This window comes from Cupriavidus sp. OTU4054 (assembly GCF_038440175.1).
In the GTDB taxonomy this organism is placed as follows: domain Bacteria; phylum Pseudomonadota; class Gammaproteobacteria; order Burkholderiales; family Burkholderiaceae; genus Cupriavidus; species Cupriavidus pauculus_D.
Genome location: NZ_JASATF010000018.1, coordinates 113,176 through 138,441 on the forward strand (window position 1 = coordinate 113,176; position 25,266 = coordinate 138,441).

The 25,266-nt window shown below is 67.3% G+C and carries 22 protein-coding genes; 12 read left to right on the plus strand and 10 right to left on the minus strand.

The annotated features are described in order from the left end of the window. The first annotated feature begins 160 nt into the window (after positions 1–160). The 6 genes from argB to AAHB16_RS20915 all read left to right on the plus strand — a co-directional run bounded on the left by argB (position 161) and on the right by AAHB16_RS20915 (position 5,796). A complete protein-coding gene (argB, locus tag AAHB16_RS20890) occupies positions 161–1,078 on the plus strand; it encodes an acetylglutamate kinase (RefSeq protein WP_342051878.1) in 918 nt (305 codons plus the stop codon). Between the two features lie 67 nt (positions 1,079–1,145). Further along, positions 1,146–2,144, plus strand: a complete 999-nt coding sequence (locus AAHB16_RS20895) for an HAD-IA family hydrolase (RefSeq protein ID WP_446718120.1) — start codon at positions 1,146–1,148, stop codon at positions 2,142–2,144. A gap of 38 nt (positions 2,145–2,182) precedes the next feature. Continuing rightward, positions 2,183–2,848, plus strand: coding sequence for a nucleoid occlusion factor SlmA (gene slmA, locus AAHB16_RS20900; protein WP_150373911.1), 666 nt, complete (start codon positions 2,183–2,185; stop codon positions 2,846–2,848). Positions 2,849–3,118: 270 nt separating this feature from the next. Continuing rightward, positions 3,119–4,300, plus strand: a complete 1,182-nt coding sequence (gene metX / locus AAHB16_RS20905) for a homoserine O-succinyltransferase MetX (protein ID WP_342051879.1) — start codon at positions 3,119–3,121, stop codon at positions 4,298–4,300. Further along, positions 4,297–4,908: a methionine biosynthesis protein MetW gene (metW, locus tag AAHB16_RS20910; RefSeq protein WP_150373073.1), complete on the plus strand. Its 612-nt coding sequence runs from the start codon at positions 4,297–4,299 to the stop codon at positions 4,906–4,908. Before metX ends, metW begins: the two co-directional genes overlap by 4 nt. A 66-nt stretch (positions 4,909–4,974) precedes the next feature. Then, entirely contained in the window at positions 4,975–5,796 is an 822-nt protein-coding gene (locus AAHB16_RS20915) for an acyl-CoA thioesterase (protein ID WP_150373071.1), read from the plus strand. 4 nt (positions 5,797–5,800) lie between these two features. On the opposite strand, the gene AAHB16_RS20920 is transcribed toward AAHB16_RS20915, so the two are convergent. Then, positions 5,801–7,081, minus strand: coding sequence for a muropeptide transporter (locus AAHB16_RS20920; RefSeq protein WP_150373070.1), 1,281 nt, complete (start codon positions 7,079–7,081; stop codon positions 5,801–5,803). 111 nt (positions 7,082–7,192) lie between these two features. On the opposite strand from AAHB16_RS20920, the gene AAHB16_RS20925 reads away from it, so the two are divergent. Then, entirely contained in the window at positions 7,193–8,323 is a 1,131-nt protein-coding gene (locus AAHB16_RS20925) for a M48 family metallopeptidase (RefSeq protein ID WP_223851337.1), read from the plus strand. 59 nt (positions 8,324–8,382) lie between these two features. On the opposite strand, the gene argC is transcribed toward AAHB16_RS20925, so the two are convergent. Together argC and AAHB16_RS20935 are read right to left on the minus strand one after the other, a co-directional pair. Beyond that, entirely contained in the window at positions 8,383–9,330 is a 948-nt protein-coding gene (gene argC / locus AAHB16_RS20930) for an N-acetyl-gamma-glutamyl-phosphate reductase (protein ID WP_150373069.1), read from the minus strand. A gap of 98 nt (positions 9,331–9,428) precedes the next feature. After that, positions 9,429–10,205, minus strand: coding sequence for an exodeoxyribonuclease III (locus tag AAHB16_RS20935; protein ID WP_150373068.1), 777 nt, complete (start codon positions 10,203–10,205; stop codon positions 9,429–9,431). 31 nt (positions 10,206–10,236) lie between these two features. Between AAHB16_RS20935 and pyrE the strand changes: the two genes are divergently transcribed. Both pyrE and AAHB16_RS20945 read left to right on the plus strand, forming a co-directional pair. Beyond that, positions 10,237–10,926 carry an orotate phosphoribosyltransferase gene (pyrE, locus tag AAHB16_RS20940; RefSeq protein ID WP_150373067.1) on the plus strand — a complete coding sequence of 230 codons (690 nt, stop codon included), beginning with the start codon at positions 10,237–10,239 and terminating at the stop codon, positions 10,924–10,926. 170 nt (positions 10,927–11,096) lie between these two features. Then, positions 11,097–12,416, plus strand: a complete 1,320-nt coding sequence (locus AAHB16_RS20945; RefSeq protein ID WP_150373909.1) for a DUF3734 domain-containing protein — start codon at positions 11,097–11,099, stop codon at positions 12,414–12,416. Here AAHB16_RS20945 and AAHB16_RS20950 read toward each other — a convergent pair. Genes AAHB16_RS20950 through AAHB16_RS20965 form a run of 4 tightly spaced genes read right to left on the minus strand, consistent with a single transcriptional unit; the run spans position 12,413 to position 15,936 of the window. After that, positions 12,413–13,222: a PPK2 family polyphosphate kinase gene (locus AAHB16_RS20950; protein WP_150373065.1), complete on the minus strand. Its 810-nt coding sequence runs from the start codon at positions 13,220–13,222 to the stop codon at positions 12,413–12,415. The two genes, AAHB16_RS20945 and AAHB16_RS20950, sit on opposite strands and share 4 nt — an antisense overlap. A 33-nt stretch (positions 13,223–13,255) precedes the next feature. Further along, a complete protein-coding gene (gene dapF, locus AAHB16_RS20955; RefSeq protein WP_150373063.1) occupies positions 13,256–14,122 on the minus strand; it encodes a diaminopimelate epimerase in 867 nt (288 codons plus the stop codon). Positions 14,123–14,140: 18 nt separating this feature from the next. Beyond that, complete coding sequence (locus AAHB16_RS20960) at positions 14,141–15,034, minus strand: lipid A biosynthesis lauroyl acyltransferase (RefSeq protein WP_150373062.1); 894 nt, start codon at positions 15,032–15,034, stop codon at positions 14,141–14,143. Beyond that, entirely contained in the window at positions 15,031–15,936 is a 906-nt protein-coding gene (locus AAHB16_RS20965; protein WP_342051880.1) for a lysophospholipid acyltransferase family protein, read from the minus strand. Before AAHB16_RS20965 ends, AAHB16_RS20960 begins: the two co-directional genes overlap by 4 nt. 217 nt (positions 15,937–16,153) lie before the next feature. Between AAHB16_RS20965 and metK the strand changes: the two genes are divergently transcribed. Both metK and AAHB16_RS20975 read left to right on the plus strand, forming a co-directional pair. Further along, positions 16,154–17,317: a methionine adenosyltransferase gene (gene metK, locus AAHB16_RS20970; protein WP_150373059.1), complete on the plus strand. Its 1,164-nt coding sequence runs from the start codon at positions 16,154–16,156 to the stop codon at positions 17,315–17,317. A 107-nt stretch (positions 17,318–17,424) separates the two neighbouring features. Further along, positions 17,425–18,375: a Kdo hydroxylase family protein gene (locus AAHB16_RS20975; protein ID WP_342051881.1), complete on the plus strand. Its 951-nt coding sequence runs from the start codon at positions 17,425–17,427 to the stop codon at positions 18,373–18,375. Between the two features lie 19 nt (positions 18,376–18,394). Here AAHB16_RS20975 and AAHB16_RS20980 read toward each other — a convergent pair whose 3' ends face one another. Further along, positions 18,395–19,810 carry a coniferyl aldehyde dehydrogenase gene (locus AAHB16_RS20980; protein WP_342051882.1) on the minus strand — a complete coding sequence of 472 codons (1,416 nt, stop codon included), beginning with the start codon at positions 19,808–19,810 and terminating at the stop codon, positions 18,395–18,397. Positions 19,811–20,051: 241 nt separating this feature from the next. Between AAHB16_RS20980 and AAHB16_RS20985 the strand changes: the two genes are divergently transcribed. Continuing rightward, the gene (locus tag AAHB16_RS20985) at positions 20,052–21,755 is read left to right on the plus strand and encodes a GMC family oxidoreductase (protein ID WP_342051883.1); all 1,704 of its coding nucleotides are present in this window, start codon (positions 20,052–20,054) and stop codon (positions 21,753–21,755) included. 12 nt (positions 21,756–21,767) lie between these two features. On the opposite strand, the gene AAHB16_RS20990 is transcribed toward AAHB16_RS20985, so the two are convergent. Then, complete coding sequence (locus AAHB16_RS20990; RefSeq protein WP_150373055.1) at positions 21,768–23,405, minus strand: methyl-accepting chemotaxis protein; 1,638 nt, start codon at positions 23,403–23,405, stop codon at positions 21,768–21,770. A gap of 120 nt (positions 23,406–23,525) precedes the next feature. Beyond that, positions 23,526–25,193, minus strand: a complete 1,668-nt coding sequence (locus tag AAHB16_RS20995; RefSeq protein WP_342051884.1) for an acyl-CoA dehydrogenase family protein — start codon at positions 25,191–25,193, stop codon at positions 23,526–23,528. Between the last annotated feature and the right edge of the window lie 73 nt (positions 25,194–25,266).

A 25,266-nucleotide genomic window follows, 5' to 3' on the forward strand; every position in this document is an offset into this window, starting at 1 on the left:
GACATCTTTTACAGGCGCGATCGTTCTCGATTGTTGTCGAGCCCGCGCGAACTTGTTTTAAAATCGGCGCCTGTCTCGGTGCGCGGCTGCAAAGCGGCGGAAATGCCACGCGCGCCAGCCATTGCCATCTTACCTGTTGAAACATTCAAGTCTTCCAGCCATGACCGACGACCATCCCGGGCCTGCCACCACCTCGATTGCCGCTATTGCGCCTGCGCTCAAGGCCGAGATTCTGGCCGAGGCGCTGCCCTATATCCGCAAGTTCCACGGCAAGACCATCGTGGTCAAGTACGGTGGCAACGCCATGACCGAGGAGAAGCTCAAGCACGGGTTCGCGCGCGACGTGATCCTGCTGAAGCTCGTCGGCATGAACCCGGTGGTCGTGCACGGCGGCGGTCCGCAGATCGATGACGCGCTGAAAAAGATCGGCAAGGTCGGCACGTTCGTGCAGGGTATGCGCGTGACCGACGAGGAAACCATGGAAGTCGTGGAATGGGTGCTCGGCGGCGAAGTCCAGCAGGACATCGTGATGCTGATCAACCAGTACGGCGGCCAGGCCGTGGGCCTCACGGGCAAGGACGGCGGCCTGATCCGCGCCAAGCGCCTGCAGATGCCGGACCGCGAGAACCCGGGCGCCTTCCTCGACATCGGCTACGTGGGCGATATCGAGGCGATCAACCCGGCCGTGGTGCGCGCGCTGCAGGACGACGCGTTCATCCCCGTGATCTCGCCGATCGGCTTCTCCGACGATGGCCAGGCGTACAACATCAACGCGGACGTGGTCGCGGGCAAGATGGCCGAGATCCTGAAGGCCGAGAAGCTGGTCATGATGACCAATATCCCGGGCGTGATGGACAAGAAGGGCAACCTGCTGACCGACCTGTCCGCGCGCGAGATCGAGGAGCTGTTCGCGGACGGCACGATCTCGGGCGGCATGCTGCCGAAGATCTCGTCGGCGCTCGACGCCGCCAAGAGCGGCGTGAACTCGGTGCACATCATCGACGGCCGCATCGAGCATTCGCTGCTGCTCGAAATCCTGACCGAACAGGCGTTCGGTACGCTGATCCGCTCGCACTGAGCACCCTCGGGGGCGGCCGGGCGCTATCGGACGTCCTCCCCCTTCCCCCTCTTTTTCCTCTCCCGGCGTGAACTCCAGACAACCGATCTCGCGCCGCGCCCTCACGCGGACGCCGCTCGCGGGCAAGCGCCTTGCCGCCCGCGTCGTACGACGCCCGGCCGGCAACCTGTCCGGCCCCGACGTGTGGCTGTTCGACCTCGACAACACGCTGCACGACGCCTCCCACGCGATCTTCCCGGCCATCAACCGGCTGATGACCGAATATGTCGCGCGCGTGCTCGACACCGATGCCGCCACCGCCAGCCAGGTCCGTGTTGATTATTGGCAACGGTACGGCGCGACATTGCTGGGTATGATCCGACATCATGGCGTGGATCCCGACGACTTCCTGCGCGCGGCCCACGCGTTTCCCGAACTCGGCGACATGGTGCGGGTGCAGCGTGGGCTTGCCGCGCATCTGCGCCGGTTGCCGGGCCGCAAGATCCTGATCACGAACGCGCCGCGCGACTACGCGCGCGCGGTCATGGCGATTGCCGGCATCGACCGTTTTTTCGAGCGGGTGATTGCCGTGGAGGACATGTGGGTGCACGGCCATTTGCGGCCCAAGCCCGATCGGCGCATGCTGCGCCGGTGGCTGGCGCGCGCGCGCGTGCCCGCGCACCGCGCCATTCTGGTCGAGGACACGCTGTCCCACCTGAAGCACTATGCGGGCACGGGCATCCGGACCGCCTGGATCACCGGGCATCTGCGCACGCTGGCGCCGTCGCGGCCGCATGCGGTGCCCGTGACCGCCACGAACGACGACGCGGCCATGCGCGCGACGATCGCCGAAGAGGACGCGCGGCATGCCGCGCACGTCACGCAGGAGCGGTCGGTGACGCTGGTGGCGGCGGAAAGCCAGGTACCCCCGAATGGGGGACGGCAGGCAGGCGAAGTGGGTACGAGCGATGTCCGCGCGCCACAGTCGCAGCCCGATTCGGCGCCTCGGGTGCGTGCCCGTGTGGTCAACCGGCCACGTTATGTGAACAAAAAAGTACAATCGCTGGATCACCTCATCAAACAATAAAAAGGTACTGGGTCATGAATCAAACCATCGCACGACACATGGGGAGCGAATCGGGAAACCAGGCTGGCGCGCAGGTCGCCGCCGAACTGGCCGAGACGGAAGCCGGGGCGGAGGGCACGTCGGCGCGCAAGCGGCCGCGTCCGGGGGAACGCCGCATCCAGATCCTGCAGACGCTGGCCGGCATGCTCGAGCATCCGCGCGGGGAAAAGATCACGACCGCGGCGCTGGCCGCGCGCCTCTCGGTATCGGAGGCCGCGCTGTACCGCCACTTCGCGAGCAAGGCGCAGATGTTCGAGGGCCTGATCGCGTTTATCGAGCAGACCGTCTTCGGCCTCGTGAACCAGATCACGCTGCAGGAAGAACACGGCCTGCGCCAGGCGCAGGCGATCGTGCGCATGCTGCTGTCGTTCGCGGAGAAGAATCCGGGCATGACGCGCGTGCTGACCGGCGAGGCGCTGGTCGGCGAACACGAGCGGCTGCAGGAGCGGATCAACCAGATGGTCGATCGCATCGAGGCCTCGCTGCGCCAGTGCCTGAAGGTGGCCGTCACGCAGGGCGCGTTTCCGTCCGATGCCGATATCCCCGTGCGCGCCGCGCTGATCATGGCCAGCGTGCAGGGACACTGGCACCGCTACGCGAAGAGCGGCTTCCGCAAGCTGCCCGGCGAGTACATCGACGGCCAGTTGCGCGTACTGCTGGGGTGAATCGCCGCCGGTGACCCGCCGGGCCGACTTGCACTATAATCGCCGTGTCGCGCCGATTTGATGACTGGCTTGCGGGCGCGCGGTAGCAGGGAAGATTCCGGGAAATACGAGCCGGAACCAGCCTTGCCGCCAATATAAATGCGGCTAAAGAGGTTGGTCGATGCCCGGCATCCACCGCGCGGAGTCTCCGCGAAAAGCCCGATTTGGCCGCGTTGCAATGACGCATCGCCAGTCGGGTTTTTTCATGCCTGTCGCCAACGGGCCTGCTCCATGACCGATGTTGCTCCTCCTGCCGCAGTATTGAGCGTCGCCGATGCGCCGAACGACTCCGTCGGCATTGTCACGCCGCAACGCATGCATTTCGCCGAACCGCTGAAGCTGCGCAACGGCAGCCAGCTGTCCGGCTACGACCTGATGGTGGAAACCTACGGCACGCTCAACGCCGCGCGGACGAACGCCGTGCTGGTGTGCCATGCCCTCAACGCCTCGCACCACGTGGCGGGCGTGTACGCTCACGACCCGCGCGATGTCGGCTGGTGGGACAACATGGTCGGCCCGGGCAAGCCGCTCGATACGGACCGGTTCTTCGTGATCGGGGTGAACAACCTCGGCTCGTGCTTCGGTTCGACCGGCCCGATGAGCGTCAATCCGGACACGGGCACGCCCTACGGCGCGCTGTTTCCCGTGGTGACCGTCGAGGACTGGGTCGATGCGCAGGCGCGCGTGGCCGACGCGTTCGGCATCACGCAGTTCGCGGCGGTGATGGGCGGCAGCCTCGGCGGCATGCAGGCGCTGGCCTGGAGCCTCAAGTATCCCGAGCGGCTGCGCCATTGCATCGTCGTGGCGTCCACGCCGAAGCTGTCGGCGCAGAACATCGCGTTCAACGAGGTCGCGCGCAGCGCGATCCTGTCGGACCCGGACTTCCATGGCGGCAACTACTACGCGCACAACGTCAAGCCCAAGCGCGGCCTGCGCGTGGCCCGCATGATCGGGCACATCACGTATCTGTCGGACGAGGACATGGCCGAGAAATTCGGCCGCTCGCTGAAGGCCGAGGACATCCGCTTCTCGTTCGACGTCGAGTTCCAGGTGGAGAGCTATCTGCGCTATCAGGGCGACAAGTTCGCCGAGTACTTCGACGCGAACACGTATCTGCTGATCACGCGCGCGCTCGACTACTTCGATCCGGCGCTGGCCTTCGGCGGCGACCTCACGCGCGCCATGGCCGGAACGCAGGCGAGCTTCCTGGTGGCAAGCTTCACGACCGACTGGCGCTTTGCCCCGAGCCGCAGCCGCGAGCTCGTCAAGGCGCTGCTCGACAACAAGCGCCCGGTGTCGTACGCCGAGATCGAGGCGCCGCACGGACACGACGCCTTCCTGCTCGACGATCCGCGTTATCACAACCTGATGCGCGCGTATTACGACCGCATTGCCGAGGAGATTGGCGTATGAATGCCGCATCCCATCCCGACGTGCTGGCCCTGCGCCCGGATTTCCGCGCGATCGCGCGCTGGGTCGAGCCGAATTCCACGGTGCTCGACGCGGGCTGCGGCGACGGCAGCCTGCTGAACGTGCTGCAGCGCGAGCTCGGCGTGCAGGCGTACGGCATCGAGATTCGCGACGAGGGCGTGCTGGCGTGCGCGCAGAAGGGCGTGCACGTGATTCAGCAGAACCTCGAGGGCGGGCTCGCGCTGTTCGAGGACAAGAGCTTCGACACCGTGATCCTGTCGCAGACGCTGCAGACGATCCACAACACCGCGCAGGTGCTGCGCGACACGCTGCGCGTGGGGCGCGAGTGCATCGTCTCGTTCCCGAACTTCGGATACTGGCCGCATCGGCTGTCGGTGTTCCGCGGGCGCATGCCGGTGTCCGAGTCGCTGCCTTACCAGTGGTACAACACGCCGAACGTGCGCGTGCTGACGATCAGCGACTTCGAGGCGCTGGCGCCCAAGGTGGGCCTGCGCGTGGTCGATCGCGTGGTCATGCACGAAGGCGTGACCGTCAACTGGGGCTTCAACTGGCGCGGCAGCCTCGCGGTCTATCGGGTTTGCGCGGTCTGATCCCGATTGACGAAATCGCACGCTCGTCCTATTGTTCGAAGCATTATCGAACGAGCGTGCTTTTTCATGTCCTCAACGTCTGATCTCCATCCGTTCGACGAGGCGCTGCAGCTGGCGCCCGTCGGCGAACACCGCTTCGACGGCCGTACCACGCCCAATTACTGGAACATGATCGGGCCGTTCGGCGGCATCACGGCGGCCACGATGCTGCAGGCCGCGCTGCAACACCCCGAACGCCTCGGCGATCCGATCGCGCTGACCGTGAATTTTGCGGGGCCGATCGCCGAGGGGCCGTTCGAGATCGAGGCTGTGCCGTCGCGCACCAATCGTTCGACCCAGCACTGGACGCTGACGGTACGCCAGAACGGCGCGGTGACGACCACGGGCAGCGCGGTCTTCGCGGTGCGGCGCGACACGTGGAGTTCGCCCGAGGCGGTCATGCCCGAGGCGCCGCCCGCGGACACGCTGCCGCCGATCGGCGGGTTCGCGCCGGTGAAGTGGCTCTCCGCCTACGATATCCGCGCCGTGCGCGGCGCCAAGCCGGGCACGACGCCGGGGACGGAGCATCCCGACAGCATCACCGAGTTCTGGCTGCGCGACGCGCCGGCGCGCACGCCCGACTATGCGGCCATTGCGTCGTGGTGCGACAGCTTCTACCCGCGCATCTTCCTCAAGCGCGCGGGCTTCGTGCCGGCGGGCACCGTGTCGCTGACCACGTATTTCCATGCCGACGCGGACACGCTGGCGGCGCTGGGGGACCAGCACGTGCTGGGGTGCGCGCGGGCACAGGTGTTCCGGCAGGGGTTCTTCGACCAGACCGCGCAGATCTGGAGCGCGGCCGGCGAGTTACTCGCCACCTCGCATCAAATCGTCTACTACAAAGAGTGACCCGTCAGGCGGGGCGGGCGACGGCGGTGTTCTCCGGCTCGCGCGCCTGCGCCTCGTAGCGATGGACGGTGCCGCGCATGGCCCATAGCAGCGCCACGCCGGGCACCGCGGCCACGACCGTGGCGAGGTAGAAGGGCGCCCAGCCCCATGCCTCGACCATATAGCCCGAGGTCGGGCCCACATAGACGCGGCCGATCGAGGCCAGCGCCGACAGCAGCGCATACTGCGTGGCCGAGAACGAGCGGTTGCACAGCGTCATCAGCAGCGCGACGAACGCGGCCGTGCCCATGCCGCCGCACAGGTTCTCCACCGCGATGGTCGCGCCCATCGACCACAGATGGGGCGGCGTGACCGCGAGGAACCAGTAGCCGAGGTTCGACACCGCCTGCAGCACCCCGAACAGCATCAGCGAGCGATAGAGCCCCAGCCGCACCATCATCGAGCCGCCGAACAGCGCGCCGATGATGGTCGCCGCCAGCCCGAGCGTCTTGTTGACGATGCCGACCTCGCCCGGATCGAAGCCGAGGCCGCGAATCAGGAACGTCGTCGACAGGCTGCCCGCGAAGGCATCGCCGAGCTTGTACAGCACGATCAGCAGCAGCAGCCACCACGCGCCCTTGCGCGAGAAGAAATCGCGCAGCGGGCCGACGATCGCGTCCTCCATCGTGCGCGGCGCACGGGACGGCGTATCGGGCTCGGGCGCCCACGGCAGCGTGAGCAGGCCCACGCCCATCAGCGCGGCCATGAACAGGTACATCTGCGGCCAGCCCATCACGCGGTCGGCCAGATACAGGGCAAGGCCGCCCGAGACCAGCATGGCGAGCCGGTAGCCGAGCACCTTGACCGCGGCGCCGGCACCGCGCTCGGACGTGCGCAGCACGTCGGTACTGTATGCATCGAACACGATGTCCTGCGACGCCGACAGGAACGCGACCAGCGTGGCCAGCGCGGCCAGCATCCATAACGCCTCGTGCGGCGGGCAGAACGCCATGCCCGCGATGCTGGCCACGAGCCCGATCTGCGTCAGCAGCAGCCAGCCGCGCCGCCGGCCGAGCATCGGCGGCGTGAAGCGGTCCATCAGCGGCGCCCACAGGAACTTGAAGATATAGGCCTGGCCCACCAGCGAGAAGAACGCGATGGTCTTGATGTCCAGGCCTTCCACGGTCATCCATGCCTGCAGCGTGCCCGACGTGAGCGCCAGTGGCAGCCCCGAGGCAAAGCCGAGCGTGAGCATGGCGCCAATCCGGCGATTGCGAAAAATATCGAGGTAGGCTTGAAACGTCATGAATGGGCGCGGGCGGTGGGGAGTGAGCGCTGGCGAGGCTGCCGTGTATTATTGCACCACGCCTGCGCGCTGCCCCCATTTCCCGCGAGATCACGACACGTGACCTGCCCCGTGACCCGACCCGTGCCCTGCCTCACCGCCGTGTTTTCCCACCCGTTGCAACGCCCGGGGCCGCTTGCGGCCGCCCTGAAGCCGGCGCTCGCGGCGCTCTCGGCGTGGTGCGTGCTGTCGGCGGGATCGGTGTTCGCGCAGGGCGGCCCGGCCTCGGCCCTCTCGACGCCGACCGCCCCCGCCACGCCCGCCGCGCCGGCGATGCCGCAGGGCCCGGCCTCGGGCGTCGAAGTCCCCGCCGCGGCGATGATGCCCGGCGATCCCGGCGTTTCGGTGGAACTGCGCAAGTCGCGGATTCGGGAAATCGTGCCGAGCGACATGATCGAGCAGCAGGCCGCGCGCGAGTATGAACAGATCAAGCAGGAAGCGATCGTGCGCCACGCGCTGGCCGCGGACAATGATCCGCAGCTGCAGCGCCTGCGCGCGATCGGCAAGCGCCTGTTGCCGGAGACGTTGCGCTGGAATCCCGCCGCCGCGAAGTGGCAGTGGGAGATCAATCTGATCCATTCGAACCAGATCAACGCGTTCTGCATGCCCGGTGGCAAGGTCGCGTTCTACTCGGGACTCATCGACAAGCTCAGGCTGACCGACGACGAGATCGCGATGGTCATGGGCCACGAGATCTCGCACGCGCTCGAGGAGCACGCGCGGCAGCGCGCGGCGCAGGCCGAGGTGACCAACCTCGGTGCCAACGTGATGTCGCAGCTCACGGGCTTCGGCAATCTCGGCAACATGGACATCGGCAACAGCGCGCGGCTGATCACGCTGAAGTTCTCGCGGCTCGAGGAGACCGAAGCGGACCTGATCGGCCTCGACATGGCTTCGCGCGCGGGCTACGACCCACGCGCGTCCATCACGCTCTGGCGCAAGATGGGCACGATGCTCGACCCCGGCGAGGAGATGCTGTCCACGCATCCGTCGGGCCGCAGCCGGATCGCGGTGCTGGAGCGGCATATGAAGGAAGCGCTGCGCCTCTACGCGAACGCCAAGGACATGCCGATGGAGATGCTGCCCGAGCATCAGACCAATATGACGAACCTCGGCGATGCGCCCGTGGACGAGGGCGACGACGACCGCATGCATCCGCTCAGGAAGCCGCCCGTTGCCGGGGCCGGCGCGAAACCGAAATAAAAAAAACGCCGGGCGAGCCCGGCGTTTTTCATGGACGTCGTCGCGAACCGACGCGCGGCTCAGGCGGCGAGACCGGTCGCCTCGTCGGCGCCCACATGCACGTTCATGCATTGCACGGCCGCGCCGGCGGCGCCCTTGCCGAGGTTGTCCAGGCGGGCGACGAGGTTCAGGCGCTCGCCGTTGCCGAACACGAACAGGTCCACGCGGTTCGTGTCGTTGCTCGCCTGCACGTCGAAGAAACCGCCGTCGAGGTTCGCTTCGCTGTTGAACGGATGCACGCGCACGAACTGCTCGCCTTCGTAGTGCTTGCGGTAGATGTCGAGAATCGCCTCGGCATCGGCCTTGCGCGACAGCAGCGCCGGGAACACCGGCACCGTCACGGCCAGGCCCTTCAGGAAGTTGCCGACGATCGGGTTGAAGATCGGCGCCTGCGACAGGCCGCCCTGCACGCGCATTTCGGGCAGGTGCTTGTGCTCGAGGCCGAGCGCGTACGGACGCGGGCTGTCGAGCTTCGGGTTACCGCCGGCTTCGAACTCGGCAATCATCTTCTTGCCGCCGCCGCTGTAGCCGGTCAGCGAGAACGCGGTCACCGGATAGTCGCGCGGCAGCAGGCCGGCTTCCACGAGCGGACGCACGGCGAGCACGAACGCGCTCGCATGGCAGCCCGGCACGGCGATACGCTTGCTCGCGCGCACCTTCTCGCGCTGGCCGCGCGTGAGTTCGGGCAGGCCGTAGGCCCAGTCGTCCGACGTGCGGAACGCCGTGCTGGCGTCGATCACGCAGGTATTCGGATTGGTGACCAGCGATACGGCCTCGCGCGAGGCGACGTCGGGCAGGCACAGGAACGCCACGTCCGCGGCGTTGAGGAAGCGCGCGCGCTCCGCCGGATCCTTGCGCTTGTCGTCGGCAATGCGCAGGAGTTCGACGTCGCTGCGGCCCGAGAGATAGTCGAGCAGCCGGAGACCGGTGGTACCTTCCTGACCATCGACGAATACTTTGAAAACCATGGCGGTCTCACTCTGAAAAATGCGAGGAACCCGCATTGTAACGACGTTGCATGACGGCTGTCCCGCGTTTGCTGTGGCGCAGCCGGCGCTTGGCGGATTTACAGCGGGTAGTCGTAGTCGATGGACAGCGGCGCGTGGTCGCTGAACTTCTCGTCCTTGTAGATCGCGCAGACCTTGGCCGTTTCCGCGATCTTTGCCGTGGCCAGGTGGTAGTCGATGCGCCAGCCGACGTTCTTCGCGTACGCCTGGCCGCGGTTGCTCCACCACGTGTACTGGTCCGGGCGCGGGTCCAGCTGGCGGAACACGTCCACGTAGCCGTGGCTGTCGAACAGCGCGCCGATCCATGCGCGCTCCTCGGGCAGGAAACCGGAGTTCTTGAGGTTGCCCTTCCAGTTCTTGATATCGATTTCCTTGTGCGCGATGTTCACGTCGCCGCACAGCACGATCTCGCGCCCGCTGGCCTTCAGTTGCAGCAGGTGGGGCAGAAACGCCTCCATGAAGCGGAACTTGGCGAGCTGGCGCTCCTCTGAACTGGAGCCGGAGGGCACGTAGACCGAAATGACCGCGAGGTGCGGATACTGCACCTCGACATAGCGGCCCTCATTGTCGAACTCGGGGTTGCCGAAGCCGGTGATCACGCGCTCGGGTTTGTGGCGGGTGTAGAGACCGACGCCGCTGTAGCCCTTCTTCTCGGCATAGTGAAAGAATCCGTGATAGCCGTGCGGCGCCAGGAAGGCGTCGGTCATGTCGGCGGCCTGGGCCTTGAGCTCCTGCACGCAGACCATGTCCGCGTCCTGCTTGCCCATCCAGTCGAAGAAGCCTTTCTTGGAGGCGGAGCGGATGCCGTTGAGGTTGGCGCTGATAATCCGTAACATCTCGGGAAATTTTCGTATTCAGAGAGAAAAGATGACGCAGCAGACGACCCCCGGCGCCCTGACGGGCGAACTGAGCCAGACCTTCATCCGCTTTGCGCTCGACGCGGGTGTGCTGTCCTTCGGCGAGTTCGTGACCAAGGCGGGTCGCAAATCGCCGTATTTCTTCAACGCCGGCCTGTTCAACCAGGGGGCGATGCTCGGTCAGGTGGCGCAATTCTATGCGAAAACCCTGCTGGCCTCGGGCGTGCAGTTCGACGTGCTGTTCGGACCGGCCTACAAGGGCATTACGCTGGCCTCGGCCACTGCCGTGGCGCTCGCCGGCATGGGCCGCGACGTGGGCTTTGCGTACAACCGCAAGGAAGCCAAGGACCATGGCGAAGGCGGCACGCTGGTCGGCGCGAAGCTGCAGGGCAAGGTCGTCATCATCGACGACGTGATCTCGGCCGGCACCTCGGTGCGCGAATCGATGCAGATGATCCGCGCCGCGGGCGCCGAGCCGGCCGCCGTGCTGATCGCGCTCGACCGGATGGAGAAAAGCGGAACCGCCGATAATATCGGCACGCATTCGGCCGTGCAGGACGTGCAGCGCGAATACGGCGTGCCGGTGATCGCGATCGCGAGCCTCAGGGATCTGCTCGCCTACCTCGATGCGTCGCAGGACGCTTCGTTGAGCACGCACCGCGAGGCCGTTTCGGCTTACCGCCAGCGCTACGGCGTCTGACGGACATCCCGCCCGGGCAACGGGCCCGGGCGCGGTTCTGAGGGTGACAGCAAGGGGAGCGGCGCGTGGCGGACAAGCGGCAGAAAAACGGGCAGAAGCACGAAGTGGCGGCAGTCGAGGCGGCCGTCGGCAAGCAGGGGCCCGCCCCGCAGGATTCGGTGTCGCCGGCCATGCTGGCGCCTGAGGCGAAGGACAGGACGTTGGCCCGGGAAAAGTCGGACCGGGCGCCGGCCAGGTCCACCGCTGCCAAGGCGGCGACCAGGACCGCCCGCGCCAGACGCGGCAAGGCCGACGACCTGCCCCCCGAGCATTGTGCACCCGAGACCGTGCCGGGCAACGGCCCCGCCCACGAATCGTATGCCGTGCGCGCGCTCGTGCTGCAGGGCGGCGGCGCACTCGGCGCCTATCAGGCTGGCGTGTATCAGGGGCTGTCCGAGGGCGGCATCCATCCGAACTGGATCGCCGGCATCTCCATCGGCGCGCTCAACGCGGCCATCATCGCGGGCAATCCTCCCGAAACCCGCGTCGCGCAGCTGCGCGCGTTCTGGGAATACATCTGCCAGCAGCCATGGCTGCCCGGTCTTCCCGTCGAAATGCTGACGGAGGCCGCGCCCAACTGGCCCGAGCCTGTGCGCATCTGGTTCGACAGCATCCATGCGGCGCGCGCGCTGATCGAAGGGCAGCGCGGCTTTTTCAGCCCGCGCTCGGTGGCAGATATCTGGGGCCGCTGCGCCGATGCGGGCAATGCGAGCTATTACGACACGTCACCGCTCAAGGCGACGCTCGAGCGCTTTGCCGATTTCGACCGGTTGAACCATCCCAAGGAAATGCGCGTATCGGTGGGCGCCGTCAACGTGCGCACCGGCAATTTCGCGTACTTCGACAATACGCGCACGCGGCTGCGGCCCGAGCATTTCATGGCTTCGGGCGCGCTGCCGCCGGGCTTTCCGGCCATCGAGATCGACGGCGAGTTCTACTGGGACGGCGGCCTCGTCTCGAACACGCCGCTGCAGGAGGTGCTGACCGCGCAGCCGCGGCGCGATGCGCTGATCTTCCAGGTGGACCTGTGGAGCGCGCGCGGCAAGCTGCCGCACAGCCTGCTGGATGTGGCCGAGCGCCAGAAGGACATCCAGTATTCGAGCCGCACGCGGGCGATCACCGACGTCATGCGCGAGCAGCAGAACTACCGGCGCATGCTCAGCGAGCTGATGGCGCTGGTGCCGCCGGCGAAGCGTGACGACCCGGCCTATCGCAAGGCGGCCGACCATGCGTGCGATGCGCGCCGCAACGTGATCCAGCTGATCTATCGCGACAAGTCGTTCGAGGGCAGCGCGAAGGACTACCAGTTCGGCGCGCTGACCATGCACGAGCACTGGGCCAGCGGGCTCGACGATATCCGCGACACGCTCAAGCATCCGCAGTGGCTCGCGATGCCGGAGCCCGACCATCCGTTCGTGACCCACGACGTGCATCGCGGGAATGGCGACTAGTCGACCTTGAGCTTCGCGAGCTCGGGCTTCGGGGGCGGGTACTCGGGCTTGAGCTTCCGGAACACCTCGGCGAGGATCTCCGCGACCATCAGGTTGCGATGGGTCTTCGAGTCGGCCGGTACGATGTACCAGGGGCATTCGGGCGTGCTGGTGGCCGCGATCGCCGCCTCGTAGGCGCCCGCATAGTCCTTCCAGTACTGCCGCTCCTCGAGGTCCTTCGGATCGAACTTCCAGTGTTTCTGCGGATCGGCCAGGCGCGCCTCGAGCCGTGCCTTCTGCTCGTCCTTGGAAATATGGAGGAAGCACTTCACGATCGTGGTGCCGGTCTCGGTCAGCAGCGTCTCGAACGCGCGAATCTGCTTGTAGCGCCGCGCGCATTCGTCTTCATCGATCCAGCCATGCACGCGCGTAATCAGCACGTCCTCGTAATGGCTGCGGTTGAACACCGTGATCTCGCCGAGCCGCGGCACCTGCGCATGGACGCGCCACAGGTAGTCGCGCGCGAGTTCCTCGGCGGTCGGCGCCTTGAAGCTCACCACGCGCAGGCCCAGCGGGTCGAAGCTGCGGAACACGCCGCGCACGGTGCCGTCCTTGCCGCTGGTGTCCATGCCCTGGAGCACCACGAGCAGTTTGCGGTTGTGTTGCGCGTAGAAGATGTCCTGCTGGGTATCGAGCCATTCGGACAGCTCGGTCAGTCGTTGCAGGTCGGCGTTCTTGCTGCCGCGCGACAGCGGCTTGCTGTCGGCGTCGTGGTCGGCAAGGCGGAACTGCTTGCCAGAGGTGATACGGAAATCGTCCAGCGGCATGGGGGCGCTCCATCGGGGGTGGCGCCCCTATGGTCAGGCCGGCAGGGTCGTCAGGTCAATGGTCCCTTCGAATACGGTCGTGGCCGGACCCGTCATGCGGACCGGCTGCCCCACGCCGTCCCAGGCGATGGTCAGCGCGCCGCCATGCGTATGCACCTTGACCGGCGAGTCCAGCAGGCCGCGATGGATACCCGCGACCACGGCCGCGCACGCGCCGGTGCCGCAGGCGAGCGTTTCGCCCGCGCCGCGCTCGAATACGCGCAGGTGGATCGTCTGCCGGTCGTCGATCTGCATGAAACCCGCGTTCACGCGGTTGGGGAACGTCGCGTGATGCTCGATCACGGGACCGTCCTGCAGCACCGGGAAGGTTTCGACATCGTCCACCACCTGCACCGCATGCGGGTTGCCCATCGACACCACCGACAGCCACGCGGTGCGGCCATTGATTTCGAGCCCGAACGCCGTGTCGTTGCCTTCGACGCGCGTCGGCAGGCCTTCCGCGAGGAACGGCACGCGCGCGGGCGTCAGCTCGGGCGCGCCCATGTCCACCGTAACCTGTCCGTCGTCCTGCAGCGTGAGCGTGATCACGCCGTTCATGACCTCGACGCGCACCGAGCGCTTGTCGGTCATGCCCTTGTCCGTGACGAAGCGCACGAAGCAGCGTGCACCGTTGCCGCAGTGTTCGACCTCGCCGCCGTCCGCGTTGAAGATGCGGTAGCGGAAATCGACGTCCTCGCGCGAAGACGGCTCGACGATCAGGATCTGGTCCGCGCCGATGCCGAAATGCCGGCTCGCGAGCGCGCGCCACTGGGCCTCGGTCAGGTCGAGCTTCTGGTGGATGCCGTCCAGCACGATGAAATCGTTGCCGGCGCCGTGCATCTTGGTGAACTGGAGTTTCATGCCAGCGATTCTACCGTCTCAATAAATTTCCGGCTCGCCCTCGGGGCGATGCTTGAAGCGCTTGTGGACCCAGTAGTACTCGGTCACGCGCGGGCGGATGACGTCCTCGAAGAACGCGTTCATGCGGCGCGTGTCCTCGTGCACGCTGGCGCCGGGGTAGTTCTCCCAGGCCGGCAGGATGTGCAGCACGTAGCCCTGGTAGTCGGGCAGCATCTCGGTGTAGATGGGCACCACCTTGGCGCCCGTCACCCGCGCCAGCCGCGAGACGGCCGTGAGCGTGAGCGCCTCCACGCCGAAGAACGGCACGAACTCGGAGTCGCGCTCGCCGAAGTCCATGTCCGAGATCAGCTGCAGCGCCTCGCCCTTCTTGAGGCTGCGCAGGATCTCGCGCGCGCTATCGTTGCGCGAGATCATGTTCGCGCCGAAACGGCCGCGCGCGTGCTTGAGGAAGTCGTCGAACAGCGCATTCTTCTGCTTCGTATAGAGCGACGCACCCGAGCGGCCCACGTGATCGCGCAGATGGATGGTCAGCCGGATCGCCCCGGCCTCCACGCCCGACAGATGCAGGGTCACGAGGATATGGGGGGTGCCGTCCAGCGAGACAAGGTCCGCCTGGTCGTCGATCTGCACCCAGCGGCGCATCTGCGCCTCGCTGCCGGTCCAGAAGATGCCGCGCTCGGCAAAGCTGCGGAAGATCGTCCGGAACACGTCGCGCGACATCGCGGCGATCTCGGCGTCGGTCTTTTCCGGAAAGCACAGGCGCAGGTTGGCCTCGACCACCTTGCGGCGGCCGTGCGGCAGCTTGTGGAGCAGGCCGCCGAGCGCCTCGCCGAAGCGCGCGACGAGCGGATACGGCAGTTTGCCGAGCAGCGTCAGGAACGCGATGCCCAGCCACGTGAAGATACGGCTCATTGGCTTTCTTGGCGTTCTCGATAACGGGCGGGTTCGGTTGCGGCGCCCGCCGCCTCTGGCTGGCTCACGCCGGCCGGCGTCTTGAAGCGGTTATAGCCCCACAGGTACTGCGTGGGCATGACCGCGATCAGGTCCTCGATCCCGGCGTTGATGACGGCTGCCGCGGCCGACGCGTCCTCGGGCAGCAGGCCGCCCTCGCGCAGGATGCGCAGATGGCCACGATAGCCCGCGCCGCGCGGCAGCCGCTCGGCCGCGACGATCACGATCGGCGCGCCGGTCAGTTGCTGCAGGCGCTGGACCAGCGTCATGGTGTAGGCCGGCTTGCCGAAGAACGGCGCCCATGTGCCTTCGCCGCCGCTCGGAACCTGGTCCGGCAGGATGCCCACGGCTTCGCCGCGGCGCAGCGCCTTGACCAGCATGCGCACCCCGCGCGGCGTTGCCGGGGCCATCGCCAGATTGTGGCGCGTGCGCATGCGTTCCACGAACTCGCGCAGCCACGGCTGATGGGGCGGCTTGAACAGCGCGGTCACGGGACGGTTGCCCGCGAACGACTGCGGCAGCACCTCGAAACAACCGAGGTGCGGCGTCAGGATGATGACGCCCTTGCCGGCCGCCTGGAGCTTGCCGATCTCCGCCCACAGGTATTCGTCGAAGCCGTGCAGCGGCACCGTGATGCGCTTGCGGCTCCAGAAGTACGGCATTTCCACGATCATGCGGCCCGTGGCCCGGGCCGCATCGTCGAGTTGCGCGTCGGTCACGGCAGGGTAAGCGTGACGGAAATTTTCCTTGAGCCGGCGGCCGTAACGGCCGGGCAGGCGCGCCACCAGCAGGCCCAGGGTGCCGCCCAGCGCATGCAGCACGCGCAGCGGCAAACGGGAAATCAGCCAGAAGAGAAAGGTCATGATGCCAAAAGGGCCATTTGGCGCACTGCACTGGCGCCGGCAAGGCGCGTATAATACCGCCTATCGCCGAGTTAACTGACAACTTGCGGGGCGATTCTGCTGCACATGGGTCTACACAGACCGCATGCCGTGGCCGTTAAATACCGCTAAAGCGTCGCCGAGCTGTTTTCAAGGCTGGCACGCAATAGCTAACCTGCCAACCTGGAGAACACTACTCGTGGCAAACGACTTCCTCTTCACTTCGGAATCCGTCTCCGAAGGCCATCCCGACAAAGTTGCCGACCAGATCTCGGATGCCGTCCTCGACGCCATCCTTGCGCAGGACAAGTACGCCCGTGTGGCCGCCGAGACGCTGTGCAACACCGGCCTCGTCGTGCTGGCCGGCGAGATCACCACGTCGGCAAACGTCGATTACATCCAGGTCGCGCGGGACACCATCAAGCGCATCGGCTACGACAATACCGACTACGGTATCGACTACAAGGGTTGCGCGGTGCTCGTCGCCTACGACAAGCAATCGCCCGACATCGCCCAGGGCGTGGACCGTGCCTCGGACGACTACCTGAACCAGGGCGCCGGCGACCAGGGCCTGATGTTCGGCTATGCGTGCGACGAGACGCCCGAACTGATGCCGTTCCCGATCTACTATTCGCACCGTCTGGTCGAGCGCCAGTCGCAACTGCGCCGCGACGGCCGTCTGCCCTGGCTCCGTCCGGACGCCAAGTCGCAGGTGACCGTGCGTTACGTCGACGGCCGCCCGCACAGCGTGGACACCGTGGTGCTGTCGACCCAGCACCACCCGGACGTCACGCAGGCGCAGATCCGCGAAGCCGTGATCGAAGAGATCATCAAGCCCGTGATTCCGGCCGAAATGCTGAAGGACACCAAGTTCCTGGTGAACCCGACTGGCCGTTTCGTGATCGGTGGCCCGCAAGGCGACTGCGGCCTGACCGGCCGCAAGATCATCGTCGATACGTACGGCGGCGCATCGCCGCACGGCGGCGGCGCGTTCTCGGGCAAGGATCCGTCGAAGGTTGACCGCTCGGCTGCCTATGCTGCGCGCTACGTGGCCAAGAACATCGTGGCCGCCGGTATCGCCCGCCAGTGCCAGGTGCAGGTCAGCTACGCGATCGGCGTGGCCCGCCCGATCAACGTGACCGTGTACACGGAAGGCACCGGCAAGATCTCGGACGAGAAGATCGCCGAGCTCGTGCAGGAGCACTTCGACCTGCGTCCGAAGGGCATCGTGCAGATGCTGGACCTGCTGCGTCCGATCTACCAGAAGACCGCCGCCTACGGCCACTTTGGCCGCGAAGAGCCGGAATTCTCGTGGGAAGCGACCGACAAGGCCGCCGCACTGCGCGCCGCCGCCGGTCTGTAAACGTCAGTCAGCGGTAGCGGCCCCTCTCCCGCCGGGGGAGGGGCCTCCCTGCTTGAGGCGGCTGGGACGGTAGTAGAATTCGGGCAACTTCCGTCTTCGAGTTCGCCATGACCGTCGCCACGCCCGCCGAGATCACCCAGAGCGCCCAGACCGTCGCCGCCGCAACTTCCGGTGGTCTGGACCTGATCCGCACGCAGCCCTATACCGACTGGGCCCCTGCCGTCAGCGCCGAAACGCGCGCGCAGCTGCGCCGCGAGCTCGAACAGGGCGCGGTACTCTATTTCCCGCATCTCCATTTCCGCTTCGAGCCCGGCGAGGAACGCTTCCTCGACAGCCGCTGGTCGGACGGCAAGTCCAAGAACATCAACCTGCGTGCCAACGAGTCCGCGGTGCGCGGTGCCACGGGCAGCCCGCAGGACCTCGCCGACATCCATGCGCTGATCCGGCGATATGCCGAGTCGAGCGAGTCGCTGATCCATTCGCTGTTTCCCGAGTACAAGCCGTATATGACGCGCGCGGGCACGTCGCTGCGCCCGAGCGAGATCGCCGGGCGTCCGGTCAGCTGGCGCAAGGACGACACGCGGCTGCACGTGGACGCGTTTCCGTCGAATCCGATGCGCGGCAAGCGCCTGCTGCGCGTGTTTCACAACATCGATCCGGAAGCGCCGCGCGTATGGCGCGTGGGCGAGCCGTTCGCGGACTTTGCCGCGCGCTTCGTGCCGAAGACGCATGGCATGTGGCCCGGCCAGGCATGGCTCATGAAACAGCTGCACGTGACCAAGCGCGAGCGCTCCGAGTACGACCACCGGATGCTCCAGCTGCACGATCTGGCCAAGGCCGACCTCGACTACCAGAAGACCGTGCCGCAGCAGGAGTTCCAGATTCCGCCCGGCGCCACGTGGATCGTGTTCAGCGACCAGCTGCTGCACGCCGCGATGCGCGGCAAGGCGATGATGGAACAGACGATCTATCTGGATCCGAAGGCCATCGGCGACCACACCCACTCGCCCGAAGCGGTGCTGTCGCGCATGCTTGGCCGTCCGATGGTGGCGGCGTAAGCGGTCGCCGCCGGCGCCCTCAGCGGATCAGCAGCTTCAGCATCGCCTCGAAGCGCCTGCCGTAGGGCGGCTTGAGCAGTCCCGCGCCGTTCAGGCGCGACTGCAGGAAGATGGGCTTGCGCTTCGAGAACGTGTCGAAGCCTGCCTCCCCGTGATAGACCCCCATGCCGCTGGCACCGACGCCGCCGAAGGGCAGGTCGTCCTGCGCGATATGAAACAGCGTGTCGTTCACCGTCACACCGCCCGCCACCGTCTGCCGCGTGACGGCATCGAGGTGTTCGCGGCGGCGGTCGAAGACGTACAGCGCGAGCGGGCGCGGACGCGCGTTGACATACGCGATGGCCGCGTCGAGCGAGTCGTAGCCCACCACCGGCAGGACCGGACCGAAGATCTCCTCGCGCATGGCCATCGCCTCGTCGGGCACGTCGAGCAGCAGCTCGGGCGGAAAGCGGCGCGCGGCGGCATTGGGCACGGCGTCGGTCAGCGCGACGCGCCGCGCGCCGGCCGCCTCGGCAGCCCCAACCATCGACTGCAGCCGCGTGAAATGCCGCGCGCTGACGATGCTCGTGTAATCGGCATTGCGCGCAAGGTCCGGATAGAGCCGCGCCGCGCAGCGGATGGCTGCCTGCACGAATCGCTCGCGCTGTGCGTGGGGCACCAGCACGTAGTCGGGCGCGATGCAGGTCTGTCCCGCGTTGACGAGCTTGCCGACCAGAATCCGCTCCACCGCCTGGTCGAGGTCCGCATCGGGGCCGACGATCGCGGGCGACTTGCCGCCGAGCTCGAGCGTCACCGGGGTCAGATGCGTGGCGGCCGCGCGCATGACCTCGTGGCCGACGGCGGTGGAACCCGTGAACAGCAGATGATCGAACGGGAGCGTGCAGAACTGCCGCGCCACCTCGGCATCGCCATTGACCACCGCGACTTCGTCGGGCGCGAACGTGCGCCGGATCAGTGCCTCGAACAGCGCGGCGAAGCGCGGGGTGTACTCCGAGAGCTTGACCATCGCGCGATTGCCGGCCGCCAGCGCGCCCGCGAGCGGCCCCACGGCGAGGTACAGCGGATAGTTCCACGGCACCACGATGCCGATCACGCCCAGCGGCTGCGGCAGCAGCCGCGAACGCCCCGGCAGAAACCAGAACCCCGTGCGTGCGCGCCGCATGCGCATCCAGCGCTTGCCATGCCGCAGCGCATCATCGATGCCCGCGAGGCTCGGAAAGACCTCCAGCAGCGCGGTTTCCTGGCGCGGGCGCTGCGTGAAATCGGCATCGATGGCCTCGGCGATGGCGGGCTGGTTGTCGAGCACGAGCGCACGCAGCCGCCGGAGCCGGTCCGCGCGCACCGCCCAAGCCGGATACTGGTCGCGCCGCGAGGCAGCGCGCATCGCGTCGAACTGCAACGACAGTACAGGCATGGCGGGCAGTTCTCTTATCATGGACGTCTCCTCTCGCGGGGGCGGCGGCAGTGCTTCACTCTGGGGCATTCCAGCCCGACACCATAAGGCAGCCGCCGCGCGAGAACAATGGAGGAGCGCTACCAAACATCGCGGCCACCGCATCGCTTGCGGACCGCTTCACCGCGTATCGCCAAGCGCCTACACTGGATTTTCGTGACCAGAGAACCGTGGCGGGGCGCGTTCCTTGCGGCCGGACCGACGACTACACACGAGGGGACGGATGGACACCACCAGCTTTGACTATCTCGTCGTGGGCGCCGGATCGGCCGGCTGCGCGCTGGCCGGCCGCCTGGCCGACAGCGGCCGCCTGGCCGACAGCGGCCGCGACACCATCGCCCTGATCGAGGCCGGCGGACACGACCACCACGCGCTGGTGCGCATTCCGGCCGGGGGTGCCGTGCTCCTGCCGCGCGCGGGCGCGCGCAACTACGGTTTCGAAACGGTCCCGCAGGCGGGTCTCGACGGTCGCCGGGGCTACCAGCCGCGCGGCCGCGGTCTGGGCGGATGCTCGTCGATCAATGCAATGGTCTACACGCGCGGGCGCCCCACCGACTACGACGACTGGGCGAGCGCCGGGTGCGACGGCTGGTCGTGGGACGACGTGCTGCCGTATTTCCGCCGCGCGGAGTGCAACGAGCGCGTGGCCGGGCATGACGACGATCCCCTCCATGGCGGCACCGGTCCGCTGCACGTCAGCGACCTGCGCACGCCGAATCCGTTCGGGCAGCATTTCATCGAGGCCGCCGAGCAGGCCGGCCATCTGCGCAACGACGATTTCAACGGCGTGGAGCAGGAGGGCGTGGGCTGGTACCAGGTCACGCAGCACGACGGCGAGCGCTGGAACGCCGCGCGCGCCTACCTCCATGGCGGCAATGCGGCGGACCGCCATTACAACGGCGGCCGGTCCCACCTGCACGTGCTGACCGACACACAGGTGCGGCGCATCCTGTTCGAAGGGCGCCGCGCGGTGGGCGTGGTGGTGCTGCGCGATGGCCGCGAGCACGTCTTGCGCGCGCGGCGCGAAGTCATCGTCTCGGCCGGCACGTTCGCGTCGCCGCAGCTGCTGATGGCGTCGGGCGTGGGTCCGGCCGCGCATCTGCGCGAGCACGGCATCGCGCTCGTGCACGACCTGCCCGGCGTCGGCGCCAATCTGCAGGACCATGTCGATATCGCCATGCACAAGCGCGTGGCCACGACCGACCTGTTCGGCGTGTCGTTCAAGGCGATCGGCCGGCTGATGGGGGAGATGCGCCGCTACCGGCAGGAGCGTTCGGGCATGCTGACGTCCAACTTTGCCGAGGCCGGCGGCTTTGTCCGCAGCCATCCGCATCTGCTCGAGCCGGATCTGCAACTGCATTTCGTCGTCGGCATGGCGGACGACCATATGCGCCACCTCAACCTCGGCCACGGCTACTCGTGCCATGTGTGCGTGCTGCGGCCGCGCAGCCGCGGCGAGGTCCGGCTGCGTTCGGCCGACATGCGCGAGGCGCCGCGTATCGATCCGCGTTACCTGTCGGATCCCGCGGACCTGGACGGCATGCTGAACGGACTCAGGATCGTGCGCGAGATCTTCGCGCAGCCGCGGCTGTCATGCTTCGGCGGGCGGGAGCTCTATTCGGGCGCGCTGCGGCTCGACGGCAGCGACGACGAGGCCGCGCACGCGCATATTCGCGCGCATGCGGACACGATCTACCATCCGGTGGGCACCTGCCGCATGGGCATGGATGCGATGGCGGTGGTGGACCCGCAGCTGCGGGTCCGGGGTGTGGAGGGACTGCGCGTGGTCGATGCGTCGGTCATGCCGACGCTGGTCGGCGGCAATACGAACGCGCCCGCGATCATGATCGGCGAGCGCGCGCATGACCTCATCCGCTATGCGCCGCGCGTAATGCTCAGGCTGCGCGAGGTCGCGGAAGCGGATTGAGCGGCGAGGCGGCTAACGTCCGAGGGCCGGCGCCGGCAGCGCGCGTGCGTCGCCACTGTGGCCGAAGCGGGCGTGATCGGCGTAATCGACGCCATCGGGGCCATCGACGCCATCGGCCATCTGGAACTGCGCGACCGTTTCACGCAGGCGGCGTGCCTGCTCGTCGAGCGACTGCGCCGCGGCCGCGGCTTCCTCGACCAGCGCCGCGTTCTGCTGCGTCACCTGGTCCATCTGTCCCACCGCGTGGTTGACCTGATCGATGCCGGCGCTTTGCTCCTGCGACGCCGCCGAGATCTCCGCGATGATGTCCGCCACGCGCTTTACCGCCTGACGGATCTCGTCCATCGTCGTACCCATGCGTTGCGCCTGCGCCGAACCGGTCTGCACCGTCGTCGCCGACGCCTCGATCAGCTCCTTGATCTCCTTGGCCGCCGTGGACGAACGTTGCGCGAGGCTGCGCACCTCGCCGGCCACGACCGCGAAGCCGCGGCCCTGCTCGCCGGCACGCGCCGCTTCCACCGCGGCGTTGAGCGCCAGGATGTTCGTCTGGAACGCGATGCCCTCGATCAGGCTCGTGATCTCGGCGATGCGCGCCGAGCTTCCGCTGATCTCGCCCATCGTGCCGACCATCTCGCTGACGGCGAGGCTGCCGGTGTCGGCGACGTCCGCCGCGCTCGTGGCGAGCGCATTGGCCTGCCGCGCATTCTCGGCATTCTGGCGCACCGTGGTGGTCAGCTCTTCCATGCTCGACGCGGTTTCCTCGAGCGACGCGGCCTGCTGTTCGGTACGTGCGGACAGGTCGGTATTGCCGGCCGCGATCTGCGCGGCGGCCACGCCCACCGATTCGCTCGACTGGCGCACGTCGCGCATCGCGTGCGACACGCGCGCGATCAGCGCGTTGAACGCCTGCGCGGTCAGGCCGATCTCGTCGAGGCGGCCGACATGCGCGCGGCGGTCGAGGTCGAGCGATTCGCTCACGTACTCGAGCGTGCGCTGGATATCGTTGAGGCTGCGATGAATGCGGCGGTACAGGGTGACGGCCATCGCGACGAGGAACAGCGCGGTCACGCCGATGACGGCCAGGAACACGCGCACCGTCCAGCGATGCTGCGATTCGTTCTGCAGCACCGCGTCGGCACCGAGCTTCACGTTGTAGGCCAGGTGTTCGTCGATGGCCTTCCGCAGCGAGATGGCGCTCGTGTTGAGCTCGCCGGTGGTCGCCATTTCCTGCGAACCCGCGTAGTCGTTGTTGTTGGACTTGTCGAGGAATTTCACGCGCGCCGCGCGGTAGGCCTTCGCGGCGTCGCGGTCCGCCGCCAGCATCTTGCGGTCCGTCTCGTCGGAGATATCCTCGCGCTCGTATTTCGCGAGCACTTCGTCGAAACGCTTGTCGGCCGCGGCGATCTTCTTCTCGGCGTCGCCCTTGGCGACGATGTCGTCGGTCATGGCGTGGTGGAGCGCGGCCACGCGCATGTCGCTGAACGCATCGACCACGTCGTTCAGGTGCCGCACGCTAGCCAGCGTGTTGTCGTTGAAATACTCGAAACGTTGTTCGGATTTGTTGAGTTGCCAGATTCCGCCCAGCCCGACGAAGAGCAGGGCCAGGATTGCGATGGTGAGCGTAAGGAGCAGACGTTTGCTGATGTTCATGGGGGTTTGACGGCTGAGATGGCCATGGATACCCGGCGGCATGACCATGCACATGCCGGGCGAACGCTCCCATGTTTACGGTTGCGGCGCGGACGGACTTGAGCGCCCCGCGCCGCGATGTCAGGCGGGATACGCGGGATACGCGCGCGCGACGATCCGGTCCAGCGTGGCCGGGTCCGCATCGAGCGTGCCGAACACGCGGCCATGCTGGCGGCCGAGGCGGCTGGCGACGAACTGTTCCGCCGATTCGGCATCGGCATGCGCGATCATCAGCGCGGCCTGCGCGGTCAGCACGAGCCCCTGCGCAAAGCGCCGCGCGCCGGCCTCCAGCTGGTCTGGCGCCTCGCGCAGCATCGCCTGCAGCGAGGCGAGCTCGGCGCGCACCGCGGCGTTGCCGTTGGCGCGCCGCGCAAGGTCCTGCAGGATGCGCGCGCCGTCGTCGGGATTGCGCTGCAGGGCGCGCAGCACGTCGAGGCACATGATGTTGCCCGACCCTTCCCAGATCGAGTTGACCGGGGCTTCACGATAAAGCCGTGCCATCGGCCCTTCCTCGACGTAGCCGTTGCCACCCCAGACTTCCATCGCCTCGCCCGTGGCTTCGAGCGCGCGCTTGCAGATCCAGAACTTGGCGGCTGGCGTCAGCACGCGTTTCCAGGCGGCCGCGAGCGGATCTTCGTCGGCGCGCTCGAACGCGTCGGCCAGCGCCATCATCAGCAGCGTGGCCGCTTCGCTCTCGAGAGCCAGGTCGGCCAGCACGTTGCGCATCAGCGGCTGATCGGCGAGCAGTCGGCCGAACGCCATGCGGTGGCGCGCGTGATGCACGGCCTGCACGAGGCCCGCGCGCAGCAGCGCGCTGCTGCCGATCACGCAGTCCAGCCGCGTGTTCGTGGCCATCTCGATGATCGTCGGAATGCCGCGGCCTTCCTCGCCGACGAGGATGCCCGCGGTATCGCGGAACTCGACCTCGCTGCTCGAGTTGGACCGGTTGCCGAGCTTGTCCTTGAGCCGCTGGATCAGGATGGGGTTCTTGCTGCCGTCGTCGCGGAAGCGCGGCACGAAGAAGCACGAGATGGGGCCGTCGGCGGCGCCCATGCGCGCGACCACGAGATGCGCGTCGCACATCGGTGCCGAGAAGAACCACTTGTGGCCCGTCAGCGCATACTCCGCGCCCCGTCCCTCGCCACGCACCGGCAGTGCCACCGTGGTGTTGGCCCGCACGTCGGAGCCGCCCTGTTTCTCGGTCATGCCCATGCCGATCATCATCGACGCCTTGTCGCGCCACGGCAGGTCGCGCGCGTCGTGCTCGCGCGCGAACAGGCGCGGCGCGAGGTCGCCGAACAGCTGTGGCTCCTTCCGCAGCACCGGGATGCTCGCGAACGTCATGGTGATGGGGCAAAGCGACCCCGACTCCACCTGTGCCTGCAGGAAGTAGCCGGCCGTGCGCGCGGCCCACGCCCCCGCGCGCGGCTGCGCGAACGGCAGCGCCTGCAATTGCTCCGCGCGCAGCAGACCGAGCAACGCATGCCATGCGGGCTGGAACGTGACGCTGTCGATACGTTCGCCGGTGCGGTCGTGGGTATGGAGTTCGGGGGGAAGCCGATTGGCCTCGGCTGCCCAATGCTGCACTTCCGGTTCGCCGAGCCGCGCGCCATATGCGGACAGGGCCCCGGCATGCCAGTCGCCACCGAGCCGCGCCAGCGCGGCGCGCAACGCGGGATCGGTCTCGAGCAGGTTGTAGTGCGCAAGGTCCGGTACCTGATTGAACACGCGGTGCGTTTCCGTGGTCATGGCGTCTCCTGAGCGGGCGGCTGGAGCGATGGTACGGCAAGCGGCGCGTTCGAATTGCCGCGGCGCAACAATT